Source organism: Streptomyces sp. NPDC104367, assembly GCF_055583825.1.
Window position 1 is genome coordinate 307,681 of record NZ_JBVJND010000001.1, and the last position, 23,527, is coordinate 331,207.

A 23,527-nucleotide genomic window follows, 5' to 3' on the forward strand; every position below is an offset into this window, starting at 1 on the left:
TGGTCCTTTCAGATCTCCGGGGAGCCGGCGCCTTCCCAGGCGAGGTACTTGAGTTCGAGGAACTCCTCGATGCCGTAGACCGAGCCCTCGCGGCCGGTCCCGGACTGCTTGACGCCGCCGAAGGGGGCGACCTCGTTCGAGATGAGTCCGGTGTTGATGCCGACCATGCCCGCCTCCAGGGCGGCGCCGATGCGCCAGACGCGTTCGGCGTCGCGGGCGAACAGATAGGCGGCGAGGCCGAATTCGGTGTCGTTGGCGGCGGCGACGACCTCCTGTTCGTCGGTGAACCGGATCAGCGGGGTGACGGGCCCGAAGGTCTCCTCGCGGGTCACGGCCATGGCGGCGGTGACGCCGGTGAGGACGGTCGGTTCGTAGAACAGCCCGCCGCGCGCGTGCCGTCGGCCGCCCCGGAGGACCTCGGCGCCCTGCCGGACCGCGTCGGCCACATGGGCCTCCACCTTGGCGACGGCGTCCTCGTCGATCAGCGGTCCCTGCCGTACGCCGTCCTCGAAGCCGTCCCCGACGGTGAGTGCGGCGACCTTCGCGGCGAGCTTCGCGGCGAAGGCGTCGTACACGCCGTCCTGGACGTAGACGCGGTTGGCGCTGATGCAGGCCTGCCCGGTGTTGCGGTACTTGGCGGCGAGCACGCCCTCGACCGCGAGGTCGAGGTCCGCGTCGTCGAAGACCAGGACGGGCGCGTTGCCGCCGAGTTCCATGGAGGTCCGCTTCACGGTGGCCGCCGACTGGGCGAGCAGCAGCCGGCCGACCTCGGTGGACCCGGTGAACGTGATCTTGCGGACGAGCGGGTTGGCGGTCAGCTCGGGGCCGATCTCGCGCGGGTCGCCGGTGAGCACGTTGAACACGCCGGCCGGGACCCCGGCGCGCTCGGCGAGTTCGGCGAGCGCGAGGGCGGTCAGCGGGGTCTGCTCGGCGGGCTTGAGGACCATGGTGCAGCCCGCGGCGAGGGCGGGCCCCGCCTTGCGGGTGATCATCGCGGCCGGGAAGTTCCAGGGCGTGATCGCCGCGCAGACGCCGACGGGCTCCTTGAGGACGACGATCCGCCGCGAGGCCTCGGGCGCCGCCATCACGTCCCCGCGCACCCGCCTGGCCTCCTCCGCGAACCACTCCAGGAAGGAGGCCGCGTAGGCGACCTCGCCGAGCGCCTCGGCGAACGGCTTGCCCTCCTCCAGGACGATCAGCCGGGCGAGGTCCTCGGCGTGCGCGGTGACCAGGTCGTACCAGCGGCGCAGGACGCGCGAGCGGTCCTTGGCGGCCAGGGCGCGCCAGGAGGGCAGCGCCCGGTGGGCCGCGTCCACCGCCGCCGCGGTCCGCGCCCGGTCCAGGAGGGGCAGCCGGGCCAGTACCTCGCCGGTGGCCGGGTTGCGGACGGCGAAGGTGTCCGGGGCCGTGACCCACTTCCCGTCGACGTAGGCGGCGTTCTTGAGCAGGGACGGGTCGTCGAGTTCGCTGCGCACGGGGGTCCTCACTTCGCGACCGGGCTGATGGTGACGGGGAGTTCGGTGCCGAGGGAGAGTTCGCCGGCCCGGCGGAGGCACATGGCGGCGACCGCGAGGTCCTGGACGGCCGAGCCGACGGACTTGTAGACGACGAGCGCGTCCGGGTCCGAACGCCCCTTTCTCCGGCCGGAGATGACGTCCGCGAGCGGCACCAGCCTCCCGGTGAGGTCGAGGCCGGCCTCCTTCGCGGCGATCAGGTCCCCGGTCTCGTGCGTCACTTCGTGGACCTGGTCGGCGACGATCAGGTCCGCGCGTGCGATCACCTCGGTGTCCAGCTCGCGCTGTTCGGGCAGCGTGGAGCCGATCGAGACGACCGTGGCGCCGGGCGGTGCCGCGCGCAGGGTCGGCCGTTCGTCCCGGGAGCGGGCCGCGCAGAGCACCAGTGCGGCGCCGTCGACCGCGGCCTCGGCGCTGTCCGCCGTGCGCAGGGGCACCCCCAGGTCGGCGAGCCGGTCCACACACCGGGCGCGGCCGGCCGGGGTGGGGCTGAAGACGGTGACCGAGGACAGCTCGCGTATCGCCGCGAGGGCGCGGACATGGTGCTGGGCCTCGAAGCCGGAGCCGATCACGCCGACCCGCAGGGGGCCGGCGGGGGCGAGCGCGTCGGCGGCGAGCGCCGAGGTGGCCGCCGTGCGGAAGCCGGTGATGGCGTTGCCGTCGAGGAGGGCGAGCAGGTCGACGGTGTCCTGGTCGAAGAGCGGGATGAGGTAGGAGGCGCGCCGGCCGCGCGGGGAGGCGGCGATCAGCTTGGCGCCCATCGGGGCGCCGTCGCCCGGTACCCCGCTGAGGGTGCGCAGCCACAGGCCTTCGCCGCGGGCCATGGTGCGCGGCGGGAAGCGGGCCTCGTCCGGTGGCGCGGCGTACGCGGCGCGCAGGGCGGCGACGGCCTCGGGCCAGCCGAAGGCGGCTCGGACGTCGGCGTCGGTGAGGAAGATCGTCACGGGCACTCCGTCGGAAGAGGGCTCAGCATCCAATGTGCTGGACATTGAACATTGGATATTCTGTACAGACAAGGCCGTGACGCTAAGTTGTCCGGAGTCGACGAGGGAAGAACGAAGGAGCGGGTGGATATGCCCAGCATCCAGCGGCGCGCCGCTGACCTGGTGTTCGAGCACCTGCAGGAGCGGATCGTGTCCGGCGAACTGGCCCCCGGGGACCGGCTCGACCCCACGGAGATCGCCGCGGGTCTCGGTGTGAGCCGGACCCCGGTCCGCGAGGCCATCCTCCAGCTGGACAGCGCCGGCCTGGTACGGCGGCTGCCCTACCGGGGCGTGGTGGTGGCCGAGGTGGACCTGGGGCTCGCGGAGGAGGTGGCCGCGCTGCGGATCCACCTGGAGACGCTGGCCGCCCGGATCGCCGTACCGAGGCTGCGGGACGAGGACCTCGCGGTGCTGCGGGAGGCGCACGAGCGGCTGGAGGCGGCCCTGGCCGGCGGGCATGCCCAGCGGGACTTCAACGAGCTGAACCGCGGCTTCCACATGGCCCTCTACCGGCGGGCCGGGTCCTCGGTGCTGCTGCGCGAGATCGAGAGCCTCGCCGACCAGGCCGAGCGCATCCGGATCCACTTCGACCTGCGGCGCAGCCCGGCGGGGCATCACCACGCGGCGATCCTGGAGGCCTGCGAGGGCCGGGACCCCGAGGCCGCGGCGGCCGCGACCCGGGACCACATCCTGACCGCGCACCGGATGGTGATGGGCGACGGCTACCGGGTCGAGCCGGGCTCGTCGCTGGCGGCGGTGCTGGCGGCCTCGGGGGCCGCCGATCCGATCGGCTAGTCCGCGTCAGCCCCTGGCCAGGGCCGTCCGGAGGGCCTCGTCGATGCCGGGCTGCCGGAAGGTGAAGCCCGAGTCCAGCAGGGCGGCGGGGACGGCCCGGCAGCTGCCGGTGACGCTCTCGGCGAACTCGCCGAGGACGGCCCTGAGTGCGAAGGCGGGGACGGCGGCGACGGTGGGCCGGTGCAGGACGCGGCCCATCGCGCGGGTGATCTCACGGTTCGTCAGCGGTTCGGGGGCGGTGAGGTTCAGGGGGCCGGCGAGGTCGTCGTGGTCGATCGCGTGGCGCAGGGCGGCGATGTGGTCGGGCAGCGAGATGAAGGGCCAGAACTGTTCGCCGGAGCCGAGCCGGCCGCCGAGGCCGAACCGGAACAACGGGAACAGCTTGCCCCAGGCGCCGCCGTCGGCGGAGACCACGAGGCCGGTGCGCGGGTGGACGACCCGAACGCCGGCCCGCTCGGCGGGCGCGGCGGCGGCCTCCCAGCCCACGCAGACGGCGGCCAGGAAGTCGTCCCCGGCCGGGTCGGCCTCGGTCACCACGCGGTCGCCGGTGTCGCCGTAGTAGCCGGTGGCCGAGGCCGAGATCAGCACCCGGGGCGGCCGGGCCGCCTCGGCACAGGCCTCGGCGACGGTACGGGTGCCCTGGAGGCGGCTGAGCCGGATCTCCTGCTTGTACGTCTCGGTCCAGCGGTGGTCGCCGACCCCGGCGCCGGCCAGGTGCACCACGGCGTCGATCCCGTCCAGGACGGCCGGGTCCAGCCGGGCACCGGGCTCCCAGGACGCGGACTCGGTGCCGTCGGCACCGCGCCGCGGCGCGGTGCGGGCGCGGGTCAGGCGCAGCACGCCGTGGCCGTCGGCGAGAAGGGAGCGGGTGAGGGCGGAACCGATGAGTCCGGTGGATCCGGTGATCGCGACGCGCATGACGTTCTCCGATGAGCGAATGTTTGAGAGTTCAAACTCTCAGGACTCAGCGTACTCCGGCCCGGTGTCCACGGGGCGTAAGCGGCCGGGCGGGCGTGCGGGCGAAATGGCCCCGGAACGCGAAAAAGGGCCTCACAGGCAACTGCCTGCGAAGACCCTTCGCACCGTCGGGACGACAGGATTTGAACCTGCGACCCCTTGACCCCCAGTCAAGTGCGCTACCAAGCTGCGCCACGTCCCGGTGCCGTTTGACCTGGGGTTTCCCTGGTCAAACGCGCAAGGAAACAATACCGCACTCGGCCTGGTGGTCGTGCACGCCTTTCCGGTGCGGTCAGTCGCGTGTGCTCGGGGCGCCCAGCTCCGGGTAGGTGTCGAGGAGGCGGGTCGGGGCCGCCTGCCTCCAGGAGTCGGCGAGGATGTCGCGCAGCTCGGCCTCGTCCTCCAGCGCGGCGAGCCGCACCCGGACCCAGGCGAACTGGGCCTCGTGGTCCGCGATCCAGAACTTGCCCGGCTCGGCCAGCACCAGTTCGTCCCGCTCCTCCTTGGGGCAGCGCACGGCGATGGAGGTCTCGTCCTCGGGCAGCGTGGCGAACATCTTCCCGGCGACCCGGAAGGTCGGCATGCTCCAGGCGATCTTCTCTGCGGTGTCCGGCAGGGACAGGGCGACACGGCGTACGTCTTCGGCTTCCGGCATGTCCCGAACCGTAGCCCCTGGCACTGACAGTCAGCCGGTCAGAGCTTGGATGCGCTTGTAGTACAGGGTGGTCGGGCGCAGCACCCCGGCCGGGTCGGCCGCGTAGTCGGGGATGACCCCGGCGCGGGTCCAGCCGGCCGAACGGTAGAGGTGCTCGGCGGGACCGTCCGTCTCGGTGTCCAGGTGCAGCAGGGTGATCCCGGCGGTGGCGGCGGCCTCCTCGGCGACGGCCAGCAGCTCCCGCGCGACGCCCCGGCCGCGGGTCCGCCGGTGGACCATCAGCTTCACCAGTTCCGCGCGGTGGCGGCTGTTGGGCTTGCCGGGGAAGGCGAACGCCAGGCTCACCGTGCCGACGACCCGGCCGGCTCCGTCCAGCGCCGCCCATACGGCGAGGTCCCCGGCGGCCACGGCGGCGGCCCGCCCCCGCCACCAGGCGACGGCCCGCTCCCGCGCGAAGGGCGCGAGGAAACCGACGGAGGCCCCGCCGTTGACCGTGTCGGCCAGCAGCTCGGCCAGCTCCCCCGCCCGGGCGGCCAGCAGGTCCGCGTCCAGCCGCAGCGCGCTCACGGCCGCACCACCGCCAGCACGTAGCGGGTCTCCCCCGGCCCCGCGCAGCGAAAGCGCGTCGGGCCCCACACCCGCAGCCGCAGGCAGTCACCGGCGTCCAGGAGGTGCTCGGCACCCTCCGCGGTCACGCCGAGCGCGCCGTCGAGCACCCAGATGTGCTGCTCCAGCCCGGGGACGGGCGGACGGTCGTAGGCGATGTCGGCGCCCGCCGCGAGCCGGCCCTCGACGAGTTCGCCGCGCAGGCCGTGGTGCGGCGGCGACACCGACCGCCGTACGAGGCCGGAGGCGCGGTCCTCCCAGACGGGCTGCTCGGACGCCCGCAGCACGGCGGCGGGTTCCGCCTCGACCTCGCTGAGCAGCTGGGACATGGTCCGGCCGTAGACACCGCAGAGCCGGTTGAGGAGCGCGGCCGTGGGGCTGGTCTCGGCGCGCTCGGCCCGGGACAGGGTGGACTTGCTCACTCCGCTGCGCTCCGCCAGCTCACCGAGCGACCAGCCCTGTTCGGCCCTGAGTGCGGCGAGCCGGCTGCCGAGGCGGGCGTCGACGGGGTCGGGGGCGACCATGTCGTCGTGTTTCATGTCCGGGACGATATCCCAGATATGAAACGCCGGTGTCAGGAAAGGCTCACGTCGAGGAAAGGCTCACGGCCCGGCCGCCTCGTCCAGGGCGTCGAGGACCGGGCGGATCAGCGGATGGCCCTCGGCTCCGCGCCGTACGGCCGCGAAGACGCGGCGGGTCGGGGCGACACCGTCGACGGGGCGTACGACCACACCCGTCAGGTCCATCCCGCGCAGCGCCGAGCGCGGGACCAGGGCCACGCCGACGTCCGCCGAGGCAAGGGCCACCACGGCGCGGAAGTCGTCGGAGGAGTGTTCGAGACGGGGCTGGAATCCGGCGTTCTCGCAGGCCATGACGACCACGTCGTGGCAGGGGTTGCCGGGGTAGGGGCCGATCCAGGAGTCCTTGGCCAGTTCGGCGAGGGGCACCTCGGGGGCCTCGGCGAGGCGGTGGTGGAGCGGGACGACCGCGTCGAAGGGCTCGGCGTACAGGGGGACGTGGGTGAGCCGGGGGTCGTCGGCGGACGGCGCGCCCCGGTACTCGACGGCGACCGCGACATCGACCTGCCGGTCCAGGACCATCGGGAGGCTGGCGTCGCCCTCGGCGTCCCGGACCCGGATGCGGATGCCGGGGGCGGTGCGGGCGAGGCGGGCCACGGCGGGGGCGACCACCTGGGCGATGCCGGTCGCGAAGGCGGCGACGGTGACCGTGCCGGCCGCACCGGAGCCGTAGGCGGCCAGCTCGGCCTCGGCACGCTCCAGTTGGGCGAGGACCGCGTTGGTGTGGGTGAGCAGGATCTCGCCGGCCGGGGTGAGCCGTACGCCCTTGGCGCTGCGCTCGACCAGGCGGTGGCCGGTCTCCTGCTCCAGCGCCGCCAGTTGCTGGGAGACGGCCGAGGGGGTCAGATAGAGCGCGGCGGCCGCCGCCGTCACCGTACGGTGGTCCGCCACCGCACGGAGGATGTGGAGCCGCCGCGCTTCGATCATGGGATTGATTATCGCAATATGTCAGGGCCTCCCGGACCGGTGGCCCTCCTCTTCCGCCAGTTCCGTGCGGGCCGCGACGAAGGCGTCGACCGCGCGGTCGACGTCGGCCGTGGAGTGGGCCGCCGAGAGCTGCACCCGGATCCGGGCCCGGCCCTGCGGGACCACCGGGTAGGAGAAGCCGATCACGTACACCCCGCGCTCCAGGAGCAGCTCGGCCATCCGGCCCGCCCGTGCCGCGTCGCCGATCATCACGGGGGCGATGGCGTGGTCGCCGGGGAGGACGTCGAAGCCCTCCTCGGTCATCCGGCGGCGGAACAGCTCCGTGTTCTCGGCGAGGCGGACGCGCAGGTCGGCGGCCGACTCCAGCAGGTCGAGAACCTTGAGCGAGGCCGCCGCGATCACCGGCGCGAGAGTGTTGGAGAAGAGATAGGGGCGGGACCGCTGCCGCAGCAGCGCGACGATCTCGGCGCGGGCCGCGACATAGCCGCCGGAGGCGCCGCCGAGGGCCTTGCCGAGGGTGCCGGTGACGATGTCGACGCGGTCCGTCACGCCGTGCAGTTCGGGGGTGCCGCGGCCGGTCGGGCCGACGAAGCCGACGGCGTGCGAGTCGTCGACCATGACCATCGCGTCGTAGCGCTCGGCGAGGTCGCAGATCTCGCCGAGCGGCGCCACGTAGCCGTCCATGGAGAACACGCCGTCGGTGACGACCAGTCTGCGCCGCGCGCCCTGCGCCTCCTTCAACTGCCGCTCCAGGTCGGCCAGGTCGCGGTTGGCGTAGCGCAGGCGGCGGGCCTTGGAGAGGCGGATGCCGTCGATGATCGAGGCGTGGTTGAGGGCGTCGGAGATCACCGCGTCCTCCTCGCCGAGGAGGGTCTCGAAGACACCGCCGTTGGCGTCGAAGCAGGAGGAGTAGAGGATCGTGTCCTCCTGGCCGAGGAACGCCGACAGACGCGCCTCCAGCTCCTTGTGGACCTCCTGGGTGCCGCAGATGAAGCGGACGGAGGCCATGCCGTAGCCCCAGCGGTCCAGCGCCTCGTGGGCCGCGGCGATCACCTCGGGGTGGTCGGCGAGGCCGAGGTAGTTGTTGGCGCAGAAGTTGAGGACCTCGCCGGGGCGGCCGCCCGCGGTCACGCCGACGGTCGCGGACTGCGGGGTGCCGATCACGCGCTCGGGCTTGTGCAGTCCGGCCGCGCGGATCTCGTCGAGGGTGGCGCGCAGGTCGTCGCGCACGGAGTCGAACATTCCAGAAGCTCCTAGTGGGTTACGCGGTCCAGTCGAGGATGACCTTGCCGCCGTGGCCGCCGGCCGCGTCGGCGAAGGCGGCCTCGAAGTCGCGGTAGCCGTAGCGGCCGGTGATCACGGGCGCGAGGTCGAGTCCGCCCTCCAGGAGGACCGACATCGCGTACCAGGTCTCGAACATCTCACGGCCGTAGATGCCCTTGATGGTGATCATCGAGGTGACGATCCGGGCCCAGTCGACGGGGAACTCCTGGGCGGGCAGGCCGAGCACGGCGATACGGCCGCCGTGCGTCATGTTGGCGATCATGTCCCGCATCGCCTCGGGGCGCCCGGACATCTCCAGGCCGACGTCGAAGCCCTCACGCAGGCCCAGCTCCCGCTGTCCGTCGGCGATCCGGGCCTGCGCCACGTTCAGCGCGAGGCTCACCCCGACCTTGCGGGCGAGGTCGAGACGCTCCTCGCTGACGTCGGTGATCATCACATGGCGGGCGCCCGCGTGCCGGGCCACCGCCGCCGCCATCAGGCCGATCGGTCCGGCGCCGGTGATCAGGACGTCCTCGCCGACCAGCGGGAAGGAGAGCGCGGTGTGCACGGCGTTCCCGAACGGGTCGAAGATCGCGGCCACGTCGAGGTCGACGGGGACGCGGTGCACCCAGACGTTGCCGGCGGGCAGCGCGACGTACTCGGCGAAGGCGCCGTCGCGGCCGACGCCGAGGCCGACCGTGGCCCGGCACAGATGGCGCCGTCCGGCCTGGCAGTTGCGGCACTTGCCGCAGACGAGGTGGCCCTCGCCGCTGACCCGGTCGCCGGCCTTGACGTCCACGACGTCGCGCCCGGTCGCCACCACCTCGCCGACGAACTCGTGCCCGAGCACCAGCGGGGTGGTGACCGCCTCCCGCGCCCAGCCGTCCCAGGCACGGATGTGCAGGTCGGTGCCGCAGATACCGGTCCGCAACACCTTGATCAGCACGTCGCCCGGTCCGACCGCGGGCTCCGGCACGTCCACGAGCCACAGCCCGGGTTCCGCCTTCTCCTTGACCAGCGCCTTCAACGCTACGGCTCCTGTGCGTGAGGTCCCCGCCACGGGTACACCGAAGCGGCCCGCGGGCGGGTGACGGGGGGTGGTATCGCACAGCAATCTGCCGCACCCCGCGCGCCGGGTCCATCGAGGTTTTCTTAAGCGCCGCCACAGCTGCGCTTCACGCCCCGCGGACCGCCTTGCGGGGCAGGCCTCTTCGGGGCGGCAGACCCGGTGGCGGCCGATGCGCCGACGCTGGTCCAGCCGGGTGACGTGAGGAGAACGGGGAGCCCGGTGTCACAGCAGCGGGAGACCGTCGGCCTCGCGCCGCTCCAGCCGGGCCACCAGTTCCGCCGCGGACGACTTGATGGTCTCCAGCCCGGTCCGGCCCCAGGGCCGCGGTTCCACGTCGACCACGCACAGTGTGCCGAGCGCCGTGCCCGTGCTGTCGATGAGCGGGGCTCCCAGGTAGGAGCGGATGCCGAACTCGTCGACGACCGGGTTGCCCGCGAACCGCGGGTAGTCGCGGACGTCCTCCAGGACCAGCGCCTTGCGCCGGACCACCACATGGGGGCAGAAGCCGTGGTCGCGGGCGAGTTCACGGCCCAGCACCGGGGTGCTGCCGTCGGGCTTCGGCACGGGCGGCGCCACGGCCGGCAGGTGCAGGCCCGCGAAGAACTGGCGGTGCTCGCCGATGAAGTTGACCATGGCGTACGGCGTCCGGGCGACCTCGGCGAGCCGGTCGGCGTAGACGTCGAGCTCGGGGTCCGGGTGTCCGCCCAGGCGCAGTTGGCCCAGGCGCCGGGTGCGCACGGGGGCCTCCTTGTCCTCCGGCGTGAGCAGCAGACGACCGGCCGGGCGCGACGGGTCGTACCTCATGGGCGGGCTCCGGCGCTGTGGACGTGGGTCATTGACGGACTCCGTGTGGGTGGTGTGCGGGGTTCACATGTGGGCGCCATGGCTCGGGGCGGAGACCGGCGCGTGGGCGATGAGATGACGGACGAGGGTGAGCAGGGTCTGGACGCCGGAGCTGGAGATCCGGGCGTCGCAGCGGACGACCGGGATCTCCGGGTCGAGGTCGATGGCCGCGCGTACCTCGTCGGGTTCGTAGCGGTAGGACCCGTCGAACTCGTTGATGGCGACGATGAAACCGAGACCGCGTTCCTCGAAGAAGTCGACGGCCGCGAAGCAGTCCTCCAGGCGGCGGGTGTCGGCGAGGATGACCGCGCCGAGCGCGCCCTCGGACAGCTCGTCCCACATGAACCAGAACCGCTCCTGCCCGGGCGTGCCGAACAGGTAGAGGACGTGCTCCGGGTCGAGGGTGATGCGGCCGAAGTCCATCGCCACGGTCGTCTCGACCTTGTTCTCGACGCCTTCGAGGTTGTCGGTCGCGGCGGAGACCGTGGTGAGGAGTTCCTCCGTGGACAGCGGCGCGATCTCGCTGACCGCGCCCACGAAGGTGGTCTTGCCGACCCCGAACCCGCCCGCCACGAGGATCTTGAGCGCGGTGGGGAAGGGGTCAGAGCTGTCGTCGTAGTCCATCGAGCACTGCCTCCAGAAGGGACCGGTCAGTGGGGTTGTGGTGGAAGACGGGGGGCTTGGCGGTCAGCACCCCGCAGTCGACGAGGTCGGAGAGCAGCACCTTGGTGACCACGGCGGGGAGCTTGAGGTGTGCGGCGATCTCGGCGACCGAGACGGGTGCGCGGCACAGGTCGAGCGCCTGGGCGTGCTCGGGGCCGAGGTAGCCGAGGGGTGTGGTGCCCGTGGCCATCACCTGCGACATCAGGTCGAGGGCGATGCTGGGCTCGGTGCGGCCGTTGCTCACCGTGAACGGGCGCACGAGCCGTCCGGCCGCGTCGTCGAGCCAGGGCCCGTCGCCGGCTGCCGCCACCCTCAAGGCCTCATCGCCGTGGATTCGACGGCGTGCTGCCGGGGTGCGGTGACGAGGTACGGCCGGACGCTCTTGACCAGCATCGCCATCTCGTAGCCGAGCACGGCGGCGTCGGCCTCGCGGCCGGCCAGCACGGCGAGGCAGCTGCCGGAACCGGCGGTGGTGACGAACAGCAGCGTCGAGTCGAGCTCGACGACGACCTGCCGGACGTCCCCGCCGTCACCGAACCGGACGCCCGCGCTGCGGCCGAGCGAGTACAGGCCGGAGGCGAGCGCGGCCATGTGGTCGGCGCTGTCCGGGTCGAGGCCGTGGACGGACTTCACCAGCCCGTCGCAGGACAGGAGCACCGCGCTGCTGGTGTGCGGTACGCGCTGCACGAGGCCGCTCATCAGCCAGTCGAGGTCGGATACCTGGGCGGTCGGCGCATCGCTCGCCATGGTGGATCGACTCCTTGAGGTACGAAGGTCCGCGGGAGCGGTGGGGGCGGGGGCGGGGGTGAGAGTGGGGGCGGGGGCGGAAGCGGTGCTGGTCATCCGGCCGGTGCGCTCCCGTCGGGCCGGGCGGTGAGTTCGGGGCCGTGCACCGGGCGCGGGAGCGGGGGGTGGGGGTACGGCTGGGGCCGGGAGCCCGAACCGGGGTCGGCCGGGTCACCGTGCGCCCGGCTCATGGGGGTCGGGGCCATGGGGTCTGCGGAGAAGCGGTCTGCGGTGAAGTGGTCTCCGGTGAAGGGGTCTGCGGAGAAGGGGTCTGCGGAGAAGGGGTCTCCGGTGAAGTGGTCCGGGCCCGGGCCCGTCAGGCCGGTGCCTGTCAGGCCGGGTTCCGTCCGGTCGGGGCCTGTCCGGTCGCGACCCGTCCGGTCCGGCCCCGGGAAGTCCAGGACCGAGTGGTCCGGGAGCGTGTGGTCCGGGAGCGTGTGCTCCGGGGCTGCGTGGTCCGGGGCCGTGAGATCCACGGCCGTGAGGTCAGGGCCCAGGTGATCCAGGCCCGGGTAGTCCGGAGCCATGTGGTCGGGGGCCGCGTGATGCGGGTCCGCGTGACCTGGGCCGATGTGGTCGAGGGCCGCGAAGTGCGGGGCCGCGTGGCCTGGGCCCACGTGGTCGAGGGTCGCGTGCCCCGGGCCCACGTGGTCGGGGGCTGCGTAGCCTGGGCCCACGTGGTCGGGGGCCGCGAGGCCGGCGTCCATGTGCCCGGCGTCCATGTGTCCGGCATTCGGGTGTCCGGCGTCCGCGTGTGTCCCCTCTCCCCGCGGTGCGCCCAGGTGCGGGGTCCCGAGGTGGATGACGTCCGCGTGGGTGGCATGGGATGTGCTGGTCTCCGGGGCGGCGGCGCCCAGGTCGGCGAAGACCGTGTCCGTCATCGCGCCGGTGTCCGTCATCGCGTCGTGGAAGGGCTCCCCGTGGGGCACGCCCACGGGTGCCGGCGCGGTGACCGTGGGCTGCGGCTGGGTGGACTCCAGGTGCTGCTGGGCCTCGGCGAGGCCGATGCCGCGCTGGAAGGCGGCCATCAGACCGGGGTCGTGTCCGGCCGGGCTGTCGTTCTCCTGGCGGGGCGCGGGGCCGCCGCGGAGCTGGGGGACGATGTGCTCCTGGGCCCGGCGGCGGGGCAGTTGGGGTTTGCCCATGGTGCCGCGGACGGCGCCGACGCGCGGTAGGGGCGGGGCGCCGGCGTGCTCGGCGACCGTGGACCGGTCCTCGGAGCGGATGCCGGGCAGCGCCTCGGCGGGGTTGGGCCGGGCCCCCTGGGCGCCGCGCACCGGCAGCGGCGCGGGCGCTCCCGTGGGCTGCGTGCGCCGACGCCGTCCGCCCCCGCCGGCAGCGTGCGGACGCCCCTGGGGCGCGGACCGCCGTCCGGCCGGACCGGCCCCCTGCCCACCGGCGCCCGTCCCCGGCCCGGCAACACCGGCTCCGGTGCCCACACCGGCTCCGGCACCGGGCGCGTGCCCCGGCACCGCCGGAATCCCCGCCACCGGCGTTCCCCCCGCGGGCGTCCCCGGTGACCCCGGTGTCCCCGGTGTCCCTTGTGCCCCCGCCACCCCCGGCGTCCCGCCCCCGGTCACCGCGTCGCGCGGCTGCGGTACGGCGGCTCCGGGGAGGCCCGGTGCCGTTCCCAACAGGCTCTGCGGGACGACGAGGACGGCCTGGACGCCGCCGTAGATGTTGCTCTGGAGGCGGACGTGGATGCCGTGGCGGCGGGCGAGCTGGGAGACGACGAAGAGACCGATGCGGCCGTCGGCCAGCAGGCTGGCGACGTTGACCTGGTCGGGGTCGGCGAGCAGGGCGTTCATCCGGGCCTGTTCGTCGGCCGGCATGCCCAGTCCGCGGTCCTCGACCTCGACCGCGAGGCCGGAGGTGACGAGGTTGGCGCGGAGCAGCACCTGGGTGTGCGGGGCGGAGAACACGGTGGCGTTCTCGACGAGTTCGGCGAGGAGGTGGATGACGTCGGCGACGGCGTGCCCGCGCAGTTCGCCGTCGATCGGGGGGACGAGTTTGACCCGGGAGTACTGCTCGACCTCGGCGATGGCGGAGCGCAGCACCTCCGTCATGGAGACGGGGTTGCTCCACTGCCGCCGGGAGACGGCGCCGCCGAGCACGGCGAGGTTCTCGGCGTGCCGCCGGATGCGGGTGGCCAGGTGGTCGACGTGGAAGAGGCCCTTGAGGAGGTCGGGGTCCTCGATCTCGTTCTCCAGCTCGTCGAGGATGGAGATCTCCCGGTGCACGAGGGACTGAAGCCGTCGTGCGAGGTTGACGAAGACCTCCAGCTTCTGTTCGCTGCCCGTCTGGCTGGAGAGCTGGGCCGCCTGCACGACGGCGGTGACGGCGCCGTCGTGCACGCGGGAGAGGTCGGCGGCGAGCAGCTCGAAGTCGTCGGCGTCCCCGGGCGGTCCGCCGCGCGGCTTGCGCTGGGGCGGGGTCTCGCCGCGGCGCAGCGCGTCGACGAGGGCGCGCAGGTCGGCCTCGCCGCGGACGGCGTTGCGGCGCAGGGCGGCGACGCGGTCGGTGACCGAGGCGGCGGCGCGGCCGGCGGCCACGGCGGCGGTCGCGATGCCCGCGGCGGTCACCGTGACCGCTCCGGCGAGGACGGCCAGCAGGGTGAGGCTGGGCCGGGCCCCGGTGGCGCGGACGGTGAACAGGACCGCCGCGCAGCCGCTGAGCGCCACCGCGACCGGCGGCAGCACGGCCAGGCGCATGAGCTGTGGCCGTATGTGGGTCTCGGTCGGCGCGGGAACGGGTCGGGCGACCGGACGTCCGTGCCGGCCGCCCTCACGGCGGTCGGCGCGGGCGGCCGGTGCGCGGAGGTGAGACATCTGCGTCCTCGTACTGGTCCGTCGGGCCCGGACGCTCGCGCGTGCCGCGCGAGGTGGGTGTGCGCCATCGCGGTGCCGGCCGAGGGGACCGCAGAAGAATTCGGCCCCGCGTCGCCCGGCGGACACTCACAGTAGTCGGCAACGCATCATGTGCGGTGGGCAGTTGACAAAGTCCCGCGGCAAGGGTCCCGCTCTGGTATGAGCCGTCGCACGACAGACCGATAACCCTCTCGACGCATCGCCCCCGAACCGTCGGCGACCGATCCGACCTGCTCAAAAACGGTCACACGCAGACTCGGGGAACCGGGGCGCCCGACGCCCCGCGCTCCGCGCCGTCCACCGGTACGCGCGCCCCGCCCGCCCCGCCGCGACGTGTGCGCGGCCGTCCGCGCCCTCGTCGCCGCCTTCGAAAACATCACGCACGGTGACCTCTTGGGCTTGGCTTGCCGCTCGGCCCGGCCCGGGAGCCGGCGTCGCGGATCCCGATTCCGGTCACCGCGTCGGCCGCCGCCCGGCTCAGCTCCGGGCGGCTCAGGACGTCCGCGCTGTCGACGAACTGGTCCACCGCGCCGACGGCCGGCAGTTCCCGGATGTCCGGGTCCTTGATGCGGTCGGCCAGGGCGCGGACGAAGCGGTCGGCGCGCAGCACCCGGAAGGGCCTGGCGTGGTAGGGGCGGGTGGCCGGGTCGACCCGGTCGGTGAGGTCCAGCTCGTTGTGCAGATGGGCGACGATCTCGTAGGCGTGCGCCAGATGACGCTCGCGGGCATGCCGGTCCGTGGCGGCGAGGACGGCGGTGAGCACGGCGGTGAGCCGGGGCGCGGCCGGGGTGCGGGCGAAGGCGCTGCCGAGCCATTTGCCGTACGGCGGGTAGCGCCGGTCCATCAGCAGGCACAGCCGCATCAGGTCGCGGGCCAGCCGGGCGGCCTGGACGGCGGAGCCCAGTTCGTCGCCGACCTCGCCGCAGCGGCCGACGAACGCCTCCTCCTGGGCGATGCGGTGCCACTGGGAGGCGAGGACGTGCAGCCAGAGGTCGTGGGGGTACCAGCGCAGGGCGGCCCGGGCCGGGAAGAGGGTGCGCAGGCCGTCGTGGAAGACGGCACCGGCGGTGGCCTCGGCGAGGAGCTGGGTCGGGGTGGCGAGCCAGTCCGCCGGGGTGACCCCCGAGGCCGGGTCGAAGCCCAGGGCGGCGCGGAACCAGGAGGAGACGCCGGTCACTTCGACGCGGTGGTGCACGGGGCCGTCGGTGACCCGGACGTCCCGGTCCCCGGTGGCGGCGAAGTGGGTGGGCCGGCCGTGGAAGGTCTTGGGGAGGTGTTCGGCGAGCACATGTCTGATGCGGGGCGCGTGGCGCGGCACGTCGTGGGGGTGCAGGAAGAGCTGGAGGCGCGGACCCCACTCGTGGTCGGCGGAGCGCTCGGTGTCGTGGCCGAGGACCTCGGAGCCCGGGCCGAGCCGGGCCGCCGAGTGCGGGACCCCCGGGGCGGCCTCCTCCAGGAGTGCGCGCACGGCCTCGGTGTAGAAGCGGCGGGACAGTTCAAGTCCGGGTAAGAAGCCGGGCGTTGGCATATGTGCGGGGCTCATTCCCATGCCCCTGCCCAGGTTGTGCAGGGGCATGCACGCCGCTTTCACGTCACCGCCACACCGGTGGCGCGCCTACTTCACGAGATCGTCCGCGTCCGGTGCCGCCGCTCCGCCGGCCAGGCCGGGAGCCTCGTCCCCGGTGCCGCCGGCCCCGTCCCCGGACTCGTCCCCGGTGCTCCCGGCCTCCGGCCGGCCGGCGTGCCGCCAGGGCCGGGCGACCGGGGCGGACGCCTCACGCCACCACGGGTCGGCGGGCAGTTTCCCGGACGGCTCGAAGGGCTCGCCGGGGCGCGGCAGCGCGACCGCCTGTCCGGCCTCGTCGCCCGCGTCCTTCGTCCACTCCCCCGGCTCGGCCCAGGCGTGCGGGGCGAGGTTGAAGGTGCCCCAGTGGATCGGCAGCAGCACCCCGTGCGGCCGGCCGCCCTGGAGGTCGAGGTGGGCGCGCAGGCCCTCCTCGGGCGTCATGTGTATGTCGGGCCAGAACTCGCTGTACGCGCCGATCTGGATCATCGTCGCGTCGAACGGGCCGTGGGCGGCGCCGATGTCCTTGAAGCCGTCGAAGTAGCCGGTGTCGCCGCTGTGGTAGATCCGGTGCTCCTCGCCGGCCACGACCCAGGACGCCCACAGAGTGTGCTGGGTGTTGCGCAGGCCCCGGCCGCAGAAGTGGCGGGCGGGGGTGGCCGTCAGGGTGAGTCCGCCGACCTTCGTCTCCTCGTGCCAGTCCAGCTCGCGCAGCCGGTCGGCGGAGACGCCCCAGTGTTCGAGGTGGGCGCCGACGCCGAGCGGTACGGCGAAGAGGGTGTCCGTGCCCGCGAGCGCCTTGATGGTGGGCAGGTCGAGGTGGTCGTAGTGGTCGTGGGAGATGACCACCACGTCGACCGGGCCGAGCGCGGCCAGCGGAACCGGCACCGGGTGCAGCCGCCGGGGACCGGCGAACGGGAACGGGGAGCAGCGCTCGCCCCAGACGGGGTCGAACAGGACGCGGTGGCCGTCGATCTCCGCGAGCACGCTGGAGTGGCCCGTCCAGGTCAGCCGCAGGCCGCCGGCGGCGGGCCGGGCGAGGTCGGCGACGGTGGTGGGGTGCACCGGCACGGTGCCCGCGGGGGCCCGGCGCAGGCGCTGCTCCTTCTCGAAGTAGAGCCTGGCGAAGGACAGCATCGAACCGGAGGGCCGCATCCGGGTGGTGCCGCCGGGATTCCGGAAGACACCGTCCTTGAAGTGCGGCGAGCCCTGGATGCGGGCCAGGCGCTCGCCGGCGGGGTCCGCGCCGAAGGCGGCGGGCCGCAGTGCGCGGAGCCCGGTGCTCAGGGAACTCGAACCGGTCACGGTACCTCCAGAGGTGTCGCCGAGGTCCTCCATTATGGTCGGCCCCTGCGGCGATCGGCGTTGACACCCGGCCACCCACCTCCAGATACTGACCCACTGTTCAGTAAGACGCGCCCTGTCCGGCACGCCGCCGCTCAGCGCCCTCCTGCGAGGAGACCGCATGACCAGCCCCCTGATGTCCCTCGTGTGGACCGACCACGTCACCGGCCGCCGGGGCTTCCTGGTCGTCGACCGGCTGGTGCGGGGCGTGGCCAGCGGGGGGCTGCGGATGCGGCCGGGCTGCACCCTGGAGGAGGTCGCAGGACTCGCCCGCGGGATGACTATGAAGGAGGCCCTGCACTACAACCCCGGGGGCCGGTACGTCCCGCTGGGCGGCGCCAAGGGCGGCATCGACTGCGATCCGCAGGACCCGGGGTCGTACCCGCTGCTGGTCCGCTACCTGCGCGCCATGCGGCCGTACATCGAGAGCTTCTGGACCACCGGCGAGGATCTGGGGCTCACCCAGGACCTGGTGGACCGGGCGGCGGCCGAGGCGGGGCTGGTCTCGTCGATCCAGGCGGTGTATCCGCTGCTGGACGACGAGACGGCGGCCCGGCGGCGGCTGGCGGAGGCCTTCGCGGCCGACGTCGACGGCATCGGGCTGGACGGGCTGGTCGGCGGCTGCGGGGTCGCCGAGGCGGCGCTGACCGCGCTGGACCGGGCGGGCGTGCCCTACCCGGGGACGCGGGTGGCCGTGCAGGGGCTGGGCACGATGGGCGGGGCCACGGCGCGGTTCCTGGCCCGCGCGGGGCTCACCGTGGTGGCCGTCGCCGACGTCAAGGGGACGGTCGCCAACCCGGCGGGCCTGGACGTCGAGGCGCTGCTGCGGTCGCGGGACGCCTACGGCACCGTCGACCGCGCGGTACTGCGCCCCGGTGACCGGGAACTGCCGGGCGAGGCCTGGCTGTCGGCCGGCGCGGAGGTGCTGGTGCCGGCCGCGGTGTCGTACGCGCTGGACACCGGGAACGAGCACCTGGTGACGGCCCGCTGGGTCGTGGAGGCGGCCAACATGCCCGTGCTGCCCGAGGCGGAGGAGCGGCTCGCCGCGCGCGGGGTGACGGTGCTGCCGGACGTGGTGGTCAACTCGGGGACCAACGCCTGGTGGTGGTGGACCCTGTTCGGCGACATCGGCCCGGACCCGGCCGAGGCGTTCGCCCACACCCGGCGTTCCATGCGGGCCCTGGTGGAGCTGATGCTCGACCGCGCGGCGGCGGACGGCACGACGCCGCGGGCCGCCGCGCACGCCCTGGTGACCGACCGGCTGCCGGTGATCGCGGACCGGTTCGGCTGGTACCGGTGAGGCCGGGCGCTCAGCGGCGCCCGAGCACGAGGGCGAGCAGCAGGGCGGGCAGCGCGGCGAGGGCGGCGCCGGACCAGCCGAGGGTGTCGAGCAGCGGCGCGGCCACGGCGCTGCCGACGGCGCCGACGGTGAAGTAGACGACGAGGTAGACACTGCTCAGGCTGCCGGAGCGGGCCGGGTCGAGGGCGATGACGCGGCTCTGGTTGGCGGCCTGGGCGGCGAAGCAGCCGGCGTCGAAGACGGCGAGACCGAGGGCGGTGACCGGCGGGCTGTCCAGGCCGGTGGCGAGCAGGGCCGTACCGGCCGCGGCGGCGAGCAGGGCGGCGGTGATCACGGTGGCCGGGCCGTACCGGTCGGTGAGGCGTCCGGTGAGCGGGAGCACGGCGAAGCCGAGCAGCCCGGCCAGGCTGTAGAGGCCGATGGCGGTGGGGCCCAGGGAGTGCGGCGGCTGGGCCAGGGCCAGGGTGAGAGCGATCCAGACGAGGTTGAAGGCGAAGTACCACAGGGCGCCGGTGGCCACCGCGCGGCGCAGCCGTGCGTGCCGGCACAGCAGCCGGGGCAGCTCGGCGAGGGTCCGCAGGTAGCCGGTCCGGGCCCGCGGCCGCTGCCGGGGCAGCAGGGCGGCGGCCGCGAGCGCGCCGAGCAGGGCGACGGCGGCGAAGACCAGCAGCATCCGCCGCCAGCCGAGGGCGTCGGTGAGCGCGCCTCCCACGAGTCTGCTGAGCAGGATGCCGGCCGACATGCCGGCGGCCACGACGGCGACCCCGGTTCCGGCGCGTCCGGGCGGGGCGTGGCGGCCCGCGATGTTGCTCGCCTGGGCCGCGACGCCCGCGGCGGCGCCGATCAGCAGGTAGGCGGCCAGCAGCGCGGCGGGGCCGGGCACGGCGGCGGCCAGGGCGAGGGCGGCGGCCAGGGCGGTCAGCTGCGCGGCGACCAGGCGGTTGGGGGCGATGTGGTCGGCGAGCGGGAGCAGCAGCGCGAAGCCGGTCGTGCAGCCGGCGAGCGCCGCGGTCGGCACCAGGCCGATCAGCGAGAGCGGGACGTCCAGGTCGGCGGCGACCGCGGTGAGCGCGGGCTGCACGGCGTAGTTGTTCGCGATCGCCGTACCGGCGATCAGGGCCAGCAGGAACGTGCCGCCTCGGGACAGCGGCCGGCTCACGGCCGTATGTCGCGGGTGAGGACGACGGCGTAACGGCACTCGGAATCGCCCGCGTTGACGAAGACGCGCTCGGCGGGCGCGCCGAGTTCGATGGTGTCGCCGGCGTCGAGTTCGTGGACGGTGTCGCCGTCGTGGAAGGTCAGCCGGCCGTCGAGGACCCAGACGATCTGGCGTACGAAGGCGAAGGCGGCGGCCGGATACGGCACCCGGGCGCCGGCCGGCAGCCGGATCTCGGCGATCTCCGCCGGGAAGCGCGGGCCGGTGATCTGGCGGCGCCGGTAGCCGGTGCCGGGGTCGCGCCACTCGGCCGCGTCGGCGGCGCGCCGCACCCCCGGGGCGGCGGCCGGGTCGGGGGCGCCGGCCGGGTCCGCCGGGTCCTCGGGGGCGCCCTCCGCCAGGGCGAGCAGGGAGGCGACGCTCAGCTGGAAGGCGGCGGACAGCTTGCCGAGGACGACGGCGGTGGGGCTGCTCTCGCCGCGCTCGATCCGGCTGATCATCGCCGGGGAGACACCGGAGGCGTCCGCGAGCTGCGCCAGGGTCCAGCGGCGGCACTCGCGTTCGACACGGACACGGGCGGCGATCCGCCGCACCAGCGGGTCCGCCGGTGGTTCTACTATGTTGGACATGAATCCAATATACGAGAGACGCGTGGTGGCCGTGCGCCCGGCCCGGCCCGGCGACGGGGAGGCGGTCCGCGCGATCCGCAACCACGCGATCGAGCACTCGACGGCCCTGTGGACCGAGACCCCGCAGTCCCCCGCCGAGGGGGCGGCCTGGTTCGCCGCGCACCTAGCGCGCGGCTCGGCGCTCGTGGCCGAACTGGCCGACGCGCCGGGCGAGGTGGCCGGGTTCGCCGCCTGGGGGCCCTGGCGCGAGCTGGACGGCTACCGGCACACGGTGGAGAACTCGGTCTACGTACGCGAGGACAGGCAGGGGCTCGGCATCGGCTCCGCGCTGCTGGGCGCCCTCGTGACCGCGGCGCGCGAGGCCGGCCACCATGTGATGATCGCCGGCATCGAGTCCGGGAACGCCTCGTCGATCCGGCTGCACGAGCGGTTCGGCTTCGAGCACGCCGGCACGGTCCGGGAGGTGGGCATCAAGTTCGGGCGCTGGCTTGATCTGACGATCATGCGGCTGCCGCTGGCCTGAGACGCCGGCGCGGGTGCTCTGGCGACCGATTAGGGTGACCGCGTGGCGAGAGTGCGGTTGAGCGTGGCCGAGCGGCGGGAGGAACTGCTGCGGGCCGCCATCGAACAGATCGAGGCGCGGGGCGTGGCGGCGGTGCGGATCGCCGACGTGGCCTCGGCCCTCGGGGTGAGCAACGCACTGGTGCTGTACCACTTCTCGACGAAGGAGAAGCTGGTCTCCGCCGCCTTCGCGTATGCCGCCGAGGACGACCTGGCGCATCTGCGCAAGCTGCTGGGCCGCCGGACGACCGCGTTGCGCAGGCTGCGGGCGGCGGTGCGCTGGTACGCGCCGACCGGGCAGGCCAAGGGCTGGCGCCTGTGGATCGAGGGCTGGGCGGTGTCGCTGCGCGAACCCGCGCTGCGGGACGTCACCAGGGAGCTGGACCAGCAGTGGAAGGCGGCGCTCGCCGAGGTCGTCGCCGAAGGGGTGGCGGCGGGCGAGTTCCGGTGCCCCGACCCGGCGGCCGCGGCCCTGCGGCTGACCGCCCTGCTGGACGGGCTGGCCGTCCAGCTCACCTCGTACCCGGGGTCCGTGGCGCGCTCGCGGGCGCAGGAGTGGGTCGACGAGGCGCTGGCCCGCGAACTGGGCCTGCCCGAGGAGCGTTGAGGGGCGGCCCGCGGTGAGGCCACCCCTCGCACCGTGCCCCGCGCGCCTCAGGCCACGGAGGCGATCCGCATCTTGATGTCGTCCGGGGAGAGCGCCCCCTTGGCCGTCACATGGTCGCCGGACGACTCGCCGCGCAGCCGCCGGCCGATCCACGGGACCAGGTACTCGCGGGCCCAGTGCACGTCGTCGCGGCGGACCTCCAGGGTGCCGCGCGGCGGCAGCGGCGGCCAGGGCTGGTCCGGGTCGGCCGGTACGTCGACGCCGAGCACCTGACCGGCGCGCAGCGCCACGCGCGTGTGCCCCTCGGGGGACAGGTGCAGCCGGTCGCCGTCCCAGGCCCGCCGGTCCTGCACCGTCTTCAGCGACCACAGGTCCAGGACCGGGCAGTCGTACCGGTCGGCGATGGCCCGCACATGTCCGTTGTACGTGGCGATCTTGCCGCGCAGATGCTTGAGGACGGGCACGCCCCGGGTGTCGAAGCCGGTGGTCACCATCACCGTGCCGACGGCCTCGGTGAGTCGGGCGACGGTCCGCTCGAACCGCTCGGCCACCTCGTCGGGGTCGGTGCCGGGCCGGATGATGTCGTTGCCGCCCGCGCAGAAGGAGATCAGGTCCGGGGCGAGCGCCAGGGCCTGGGGCACCTGGTCCGCCACGACCTGGTCGAGCAGCTTCCCGCGCACGGCGAGGTTGGTGTAGTCGAAGTCGCCCTCGGGCCGTCGGTCCGACAGCAGTACCGCGAACCGGTCGGCCCAGCCGACGAAGGCCCCGTCCGGGCCGGGGTCGCCGACGCCCTCGGTGAAGCTGTCCCCCACCGCCACGTACGACCCGATCACTGATGCATTGTCACTCTTCGAATCGTCTGCCACATCGGAACATGATTCACCTTCGACTGTGACCTACGCGACCGTAATAAGGGGTTGACGAACGGTGAGATAAGACACTTCTAAATACTTTGCCAAGCTTGGAATAAGGGTCTGATCAGGGGCGTTGAAGGGGCAATCCCCAGACCCGGAAGTCGCTGATCCGGAAGTGGCTCCAGGTGGTGCGGAACGCGAAGTGCCCACCCGTGTAAGGCTCCGGGTCGGTGTAGTCGAACACCAGCCGGCCGTTGTTCCACCAGCGGACCACCGGGCCGTCGGAGACGATCCGGACCCGGTTGGGTTCGTTCGCGACGAGCAGGGGCTCGGTGTAGTCGTAGATCAGCGGCCGCACGCCGGGTTCGCCGACGTAGCGGCGCAGCCGGGTGGTGGTGTTGTAGTTGGCGCCGTAGCCGGCGTAGTACGTGGTGAGGTAGTCGTAGTCGGCGAGCGCGCCGCTGCGCGGGGTGGCGAACAGGTCGTTGGGGGAGCGGACGTCGGTGGCGTTCCAGAAGTTGTTGAGGTCCGAGACGCGGTCGTAGGCGCCGCCCGCCGACACCGGGGTCGCGGTGTACTCCAGGACGTACGGCCCTTCGAGGCGGCGCCGGAACCAGACGGTCGCGCCGGCGGGCACGTCGACCTCCAGGACTCCGCGGGACGCGGTGACCGTGCCGCCCCGCTCCAGTTCCACGAACCACTGGCCGAGGCCGTGGCGGAAGTCGTCCCGGGCGATCGGGCGGCGGTGCCGGGGGGCGGCGCTCGCGGCCGCGGCGGGGGCCAGGGCCGCGAGGGCGGCTCCGGCGGCCAGGGCTCCGAGGGCACGGCGGGTGGTCGTCATGGGGCGGGTTCCTCCGGTACGGCGGGGCGTGAGAAAGCGCTTGCGCCTGACGGGGATCACTGTGCCGCCGCACCGGCCCGGCTGTCGATGCCCCGGGGGTGCCCGCCACAGGAAAGCAACACGCCGAAGGCCGGACCCGGGGATCGGGGGTCCGGCCTTCGCGTG

Annotated in this window: 23 protein-coding genes, 1 tRNA gene and 1 pseudogene; 4 read left to right on the plus strand and 21 right to left on the minus strand. The window is 73.9% G+C overall.

Annotated features, from left to right (window positions below; all coding sequences use genetic code 11):
• Positions 1-8: 8 nt before the first annotated feature.
• The gene (locus ACZ619_RS01375) at positions 9-1,475 is read right to left on the minus strand and encodes an NAD-dependent succinate-semialdehyde dehydrogenase (protein ID WP_469592778.1); all 1,467 of its coding nucleotides are present in this window, start codon (positions 1,473-1,475) and stop codon (positions 9-11) included.
• 8 nt (positions 1,476-1,483) lie between these two features.
• Positions 1,484-2,458 (minus strand): ornithine cyclodeaminase family protein, encoded by a 975-nt coding sequence (locus ACZ619_RS01380; protein WP_469592780.1) that lies wholly within the window; start codon positions 2,456-2,458, stop codon positions 1,484-1,486.
• A gap of 129 nt (positions 2,459-2,587) precedes the next feature.
• Here ACZ619_RS01380 and ACZ619_RS01385 point away from each other — a divergent pair, with 129 nt between their 5' ends.
• Complete coding sequence (locus tag ACZ619_RS01385; RefSeq protein ID WP_469592782.1) at positions 2,588-3,292, plus strand: GntR family transcriptional regulator; 705 nt, start codon at positions 2,588-2,590, stop codon at positions 3,290-3,292.
• 6 nt (positions 3,293-3,298) lie between these two features.
• Here the strand turns inward: ACZ619_RS01385 and ACZ619_RS01390 are convergent, their stop codons facing one another.
• From ACZ619_RS01390 to ACZ619_RS01460, 15 genes and pseudogenes are all read right to left on the minus strand, one after another.
• Positions 3,299-4,210, minus strand: coding sequence for a TIGR01777 family oxidoreductase (locus ACZ619_RS01390; RefSeq protein WP_469592784.1), 912 nt, complete (start codon positions 4,208-4,210; stop codon positions 3,299-3,301).
• Positions 4,211-4,377: 167 nt separating this feature from the next.
• A tRNA-Pro gene (locus tag ACZ619_RS01395) sits at positions 4,378-4,451 on the minus strand.
• Between the two features lie 90 nt (positions 4,452-4,541).
• Complete coding sequence (locus ACZ619_RS01400) at positions 4,542-4,904, minus strand: MmcQ/YjbR family DNA-binding protein (protein WP_469592786.1); 363 nt, start codon at positions 4,902-4,904, stop codon at positions 4,542-4,544.
• 30 nt (positions 4,905-4,934) lie between these two features.
• A complete protein-coding gene (locus tag ACZ619_RS01405; RefSeq protein WP_469592788.1) occupies positions 4,935-5,471 on the minus strand; it encodes a GNAT family N-acetyltransferase in 537 nt (178 codons plus the stop codon).
• Complete coding sequence (locus ACZ619_RS01410) at positions 5,468-6,049, minus strand: helix-turn-helix domain-containing protein (protein ID WP_469592790.1); 582 nt, start codon at positions 6,047-6,049, stop codon at positions 5,468-5,470. Before ACZ619_RS01410 ends, ACZ619_RS01405 begins: the two co-directional genes overlap by 4 nt.
• Positions 6,050-6,112: 63 nt before the next feature.
• Complete coding sequence (locus ACZ619_RS01415) at positions 6,113-7,015, minus strand: LysR family transcriptional regulator (protein WP_469592791.1); 903 nt, start codon at positions 7,013-7,015, stop codon at positions 6,113-6,115.
• Positions 7,016-7,036: 21 nt separating this feature from the next.
• Positions 7,037-8,257, minus strand: coding sequence for a glycine C-acetyltransferase (locus tag ACZ619_RS01420; protein ID WP_469592793.1), 1,221 nt, complete (start codon positions 8,255-8,257; stop codon positions 7,037-7,039).
• 19 nt (positions 8,258-8,276) lie between these two features.
• Complete coding sequence (gene tdh / locus ACZ619_RS01425) at positions 8,277-9,305, minus strand: L-threonine 3-dehydrogenase (RefSeq protein ID WP_469592795.1); 1,029 nt, start codon at positions 9,303-9,305, stop codon at positions 8,277-8,279.
• Positions 9,306-9,569: 264 nt separating this feature from the next.
• Positions 9,570-10,151, minus strand: a complete 582-nt coding sequence (locus ACZ619_RS01430; RefSeq protein WP_469592797.1) for a GAF domain-containing protein — start codon at positions 10,149-10,151, stop codon at positions 9,570-9,572.
• Between the two features lie 63 nt (positions 10,152-10,214).
• Entirely contained in the window at positions 10,215-10,814 is a 600-nt protein-coding gene (locus tag ACZ619_RS01435) for a GTP-binding protein (protein ID WP_469592798.1), read from the minus strand.
• Entirely contained in the window at positions 10,792-11,163 is a 372-nt protein-coding gene (locus ACZ619_RS01440) for a DUF742 domain-containing protein (RefSeq protein WP_469592800.1), read from the minus strand. The genes ACZ619_RS01435 and ACZ619_RS01440 overlap by 23 nt, the downstream gene beginning before the upstream one ends.
• 2 nt (positions 11,164-11,165) lie before the next feature.
• Positions 11,166-11,600 carry a roadblock/LC7 domain-containing protein gene (locus ACZ619_RS01445; RefSeq protein WP_469592802.1) on the minus strand — a complete coding sequence of 145 codons (435 nt, stop codon included), beginning with the start codon at positions 11,598-11,600 and terminating at the stop codon, positions 11,166-11,168.
• A 962-nt stretch (positions 11,601-12,562) separates the two neighbouring features.
• Positions 12,563-14,467: pseudogene (locus tag ACZ619_RS01450) on the minus strand (sensor histidine kinase); the annotation flags it as partial.
• Positions 14,468-14,882: 415 nt separating this feature from the next.
• Entirely contained in the window at positions 14,883-16,034 is a 1,152-nt protein-coding gene (locus ACZ619_RS01455) for a DUF4037 domain-containing protein (protein WP_469592804.1), read from the minus strand.
• An 87-nt stretch (positions 16,035-16,121) separates the two neighbouring features.
• Positions 16,122-17,408, minus strand: a complete 1,287-nt coding sequence (locus ACZ619_RS01460; protein WP_469592805.1) for an MBL fold metallo-hydrolase — start codon at positions 17,406-17,408, stop codon at positions 16,122-16,124.
• A 127-nt stretch (positions 17,409-17,535) separates the two neighbouring features.
• Here ACZ619_RS01460 and ACZ619_RS01465 point away from each other — a divergent pair, with 127 nt between their 5' ends.
• On the plus strand, positions 17,536-18,714 hold the full coding sequence (locus tag ACZ619_RS01465) for a Glu/Leu/Phe/Val dehydrogenase dimerization domain-containing protein (RefSeq protein WP_469592807.1): 1,179 nt from the start codon (positions 17,536-17,538) through the stop codon (positions 18,712-18,714).
• A gap of 10 nt (positions 18,715-18,724) precedes the next feature.
• On the opposite strand, the gene ACZ619_RS01470 is transcribed toward ACZ619_RS01465, so the two are convergent.
• Complete coding sequence (locus tag ACZ619_RS01470) at positions 18,725-19,873, minus strand: MFS transporter (protein ID WP_469592809.1); 1,149 nt, start codon at positions 19,871-19,873, stop codon at positions 18,725-18,727.
• Positions 19,870-20,499 (minus strand): helix-turn-helix domain-containing protein, encoded by a 630-nt coding sequence (locus tag ACZ619_RS01475; protein WP_469592811.1) that lies wholly within the window; start codon positions 20,497-20,499, stop codon positions 19,870-19,872. Before ACZ619_RS01475 ends, ACZ619_RS01470 begins: the two co-directional genes overlap by 4 nt.
• On the opposite strand from ACZ619_RS01475, the gene ACZ619_RS01480 reads away from it, so the two are divergent.
• Both ACZ619_RS01480 and ACZ619_RS01485 read left to right on the plus strand, forming a co-directional pair.
• Entirely contained in the window at positions 20,498-21,022 is a 525-nt protein-coding gene (locus ACZ619_RS01480; protein WP_469592813.1) for a GNAT family N-acetyltransferase, read from the plus strand. The two genes, ACZ619_RS01475 and ACZ619_RS01480, sit on opposite strands and share 2 nt — an antisense overlap.
• 42 nt (positions 21,023-21,064) lie before the next feature.
• Positions 21,065-21,667 (plus strand): TetR/AcrR family transcriptional regulator, encoded by a 603-nt coding sequence (locus ACZ619_RS01485; protein WP_469592814.1) that lies wholly within the window; start codon positions 21,065-21,067, stop codon positions 21,665-21,667.
• A gap of 47 nt (positions 21,668-21,714) precedes the next feature.
• Here the strand turns inward: ACZ619_RS01485 and ACZ619_RS01490 are convergent, their stop codons facing one another.
• Entirely contained in the window at positions 21,715-22,500 is a 786-nt protein-coding gene (locus ACZ619_RS01490; protein WP_469592816.1) for an SGNH/GDSL hydrolase family protein, read from the minus strand.
• 145 nt (positions 22,501-22,645) lie between these two features.
• The gene (locus ACZ619_RS01495; RefSeq protein ID WP_469592818.1) at positions 22,646-23,362 is read right to left on the minus strand and encodes a DUF6250 domain-containing protein; all 717 of its coding nucleotides are present in this window, start codon (positions 23,360-23,362) and stop codon (positions 22,646-22,648) included.
• Positions 23,363-23,527: the final 165 nt, after the last annotated feature.

Bases quoted from the DNA above. Each gene is read 5' to 3' on its own strand.
- ACZ619_RS01385 (WP_469592782.1), top strand. From the start codon at position 2,588: ATGCCCAGCATCCAGCGGCGCGCCGCTGACCTGGTGTTCGAGCACCTG.
- ACZ619_RS01390 (WP_469592784.1), bottom strand. From the start codon at position 4,210: ATGCGCGTCGCGATCACCGGATCCACCGGACTCATCGGTTCCGCCCTC.
- ACZ619_RS01400 (WP_469592786.1), bottom strand. From the start codon at position 4,904: ATGCCGGAAGCCGAAGACGTACGCCGTGTCGCCCTGTCCCTGCCGGAC.
- ACZ619_RS01410 (WP_469592790.1), bottom strand. From the start codon at position 6,049: ATGAAACACGACGACATGGTCGCCCCCGACCCCGTCGACGCCCGCCTC.
- ACZ619_RS01415 (WP_469592791.1), bottom strand. From the start codon at position 7,015: ATGATCGAAGCGCGGCGGCTCCACATCCTCCGTGCGGTGGCGGACCAC.
- ACZ619_RS01420 (WP_469592793.1), bottom strand. From the start codon at position 8,257: ATGTTCGACTCCGTGCGCGACGACCTGCGCGCCACCCTCGACGAGATC.
- ACZ619_RS01430 (WP_469592797.1), bottom strand. From the start codon at position 10,151: ATGAGGTACGACCCGTCGCGCCCGGCCGGTCGTCTGCTGCTCACGCCG.
- ACZ619_RS01435 (WP_469592798.1), bottom strand. From the start codon at position 10,814: ATGGACTACGACGACAGCTCTGACCCCTTCCCCACCGCGCTCAAGATC.
- ACZ619_RS01445 (WP_469592802.1), bottom strand. From the start codon at position 11,600: ATGGCGAGCGATGCGCCGACCGCCCAGGTATCCGACCTCGACTGGCTG.
- ACZ619_RS01455 (WP_469592804.1), bottom strand. From the start codon at position 16,034: ATGCCAACGCCCGGCTTCTTACCCGGACTTGAACTGTCCCGCCGCTTC.
- ACZ619_RS01460 (WP_469592805.1), bottom strand. From the start codon at position 17,408: ATGGAGGACCTCGGCGACACCTCTGGAGGTACCGTGACCGGTTCGAGT.
- ACZ619_RS01465 (WP_469592807.1), top strand. From the start codon at position 17,536: ATGACCAGCCCCCTGATGTCCCTCGTGTGGACCGACCACGTCACCGGC.
- ACZ619_RS01480 (WP_469592813.1), top strand. From the start codon at position 20,498: ATGAATCCAATATACGAGAGACGCGTGGTGGCCGTGCGCCCGGCCCGG.
- ACZ619_RS01475 (WP_469592811.1), bottom strand. From the start codon at position 20,499: ATGTCCAACATAGTAGAACCACCGGCGGACCCGCTGGTGCGGCGGATC.
- ACZ619_RS01495 (WP_469592818.1), bottom strand. From the start codon at position 23,362: ATGACGACCACCCGCCGTGCCCTCGGAGCCCTGGCCGCCGGAGCCGCC.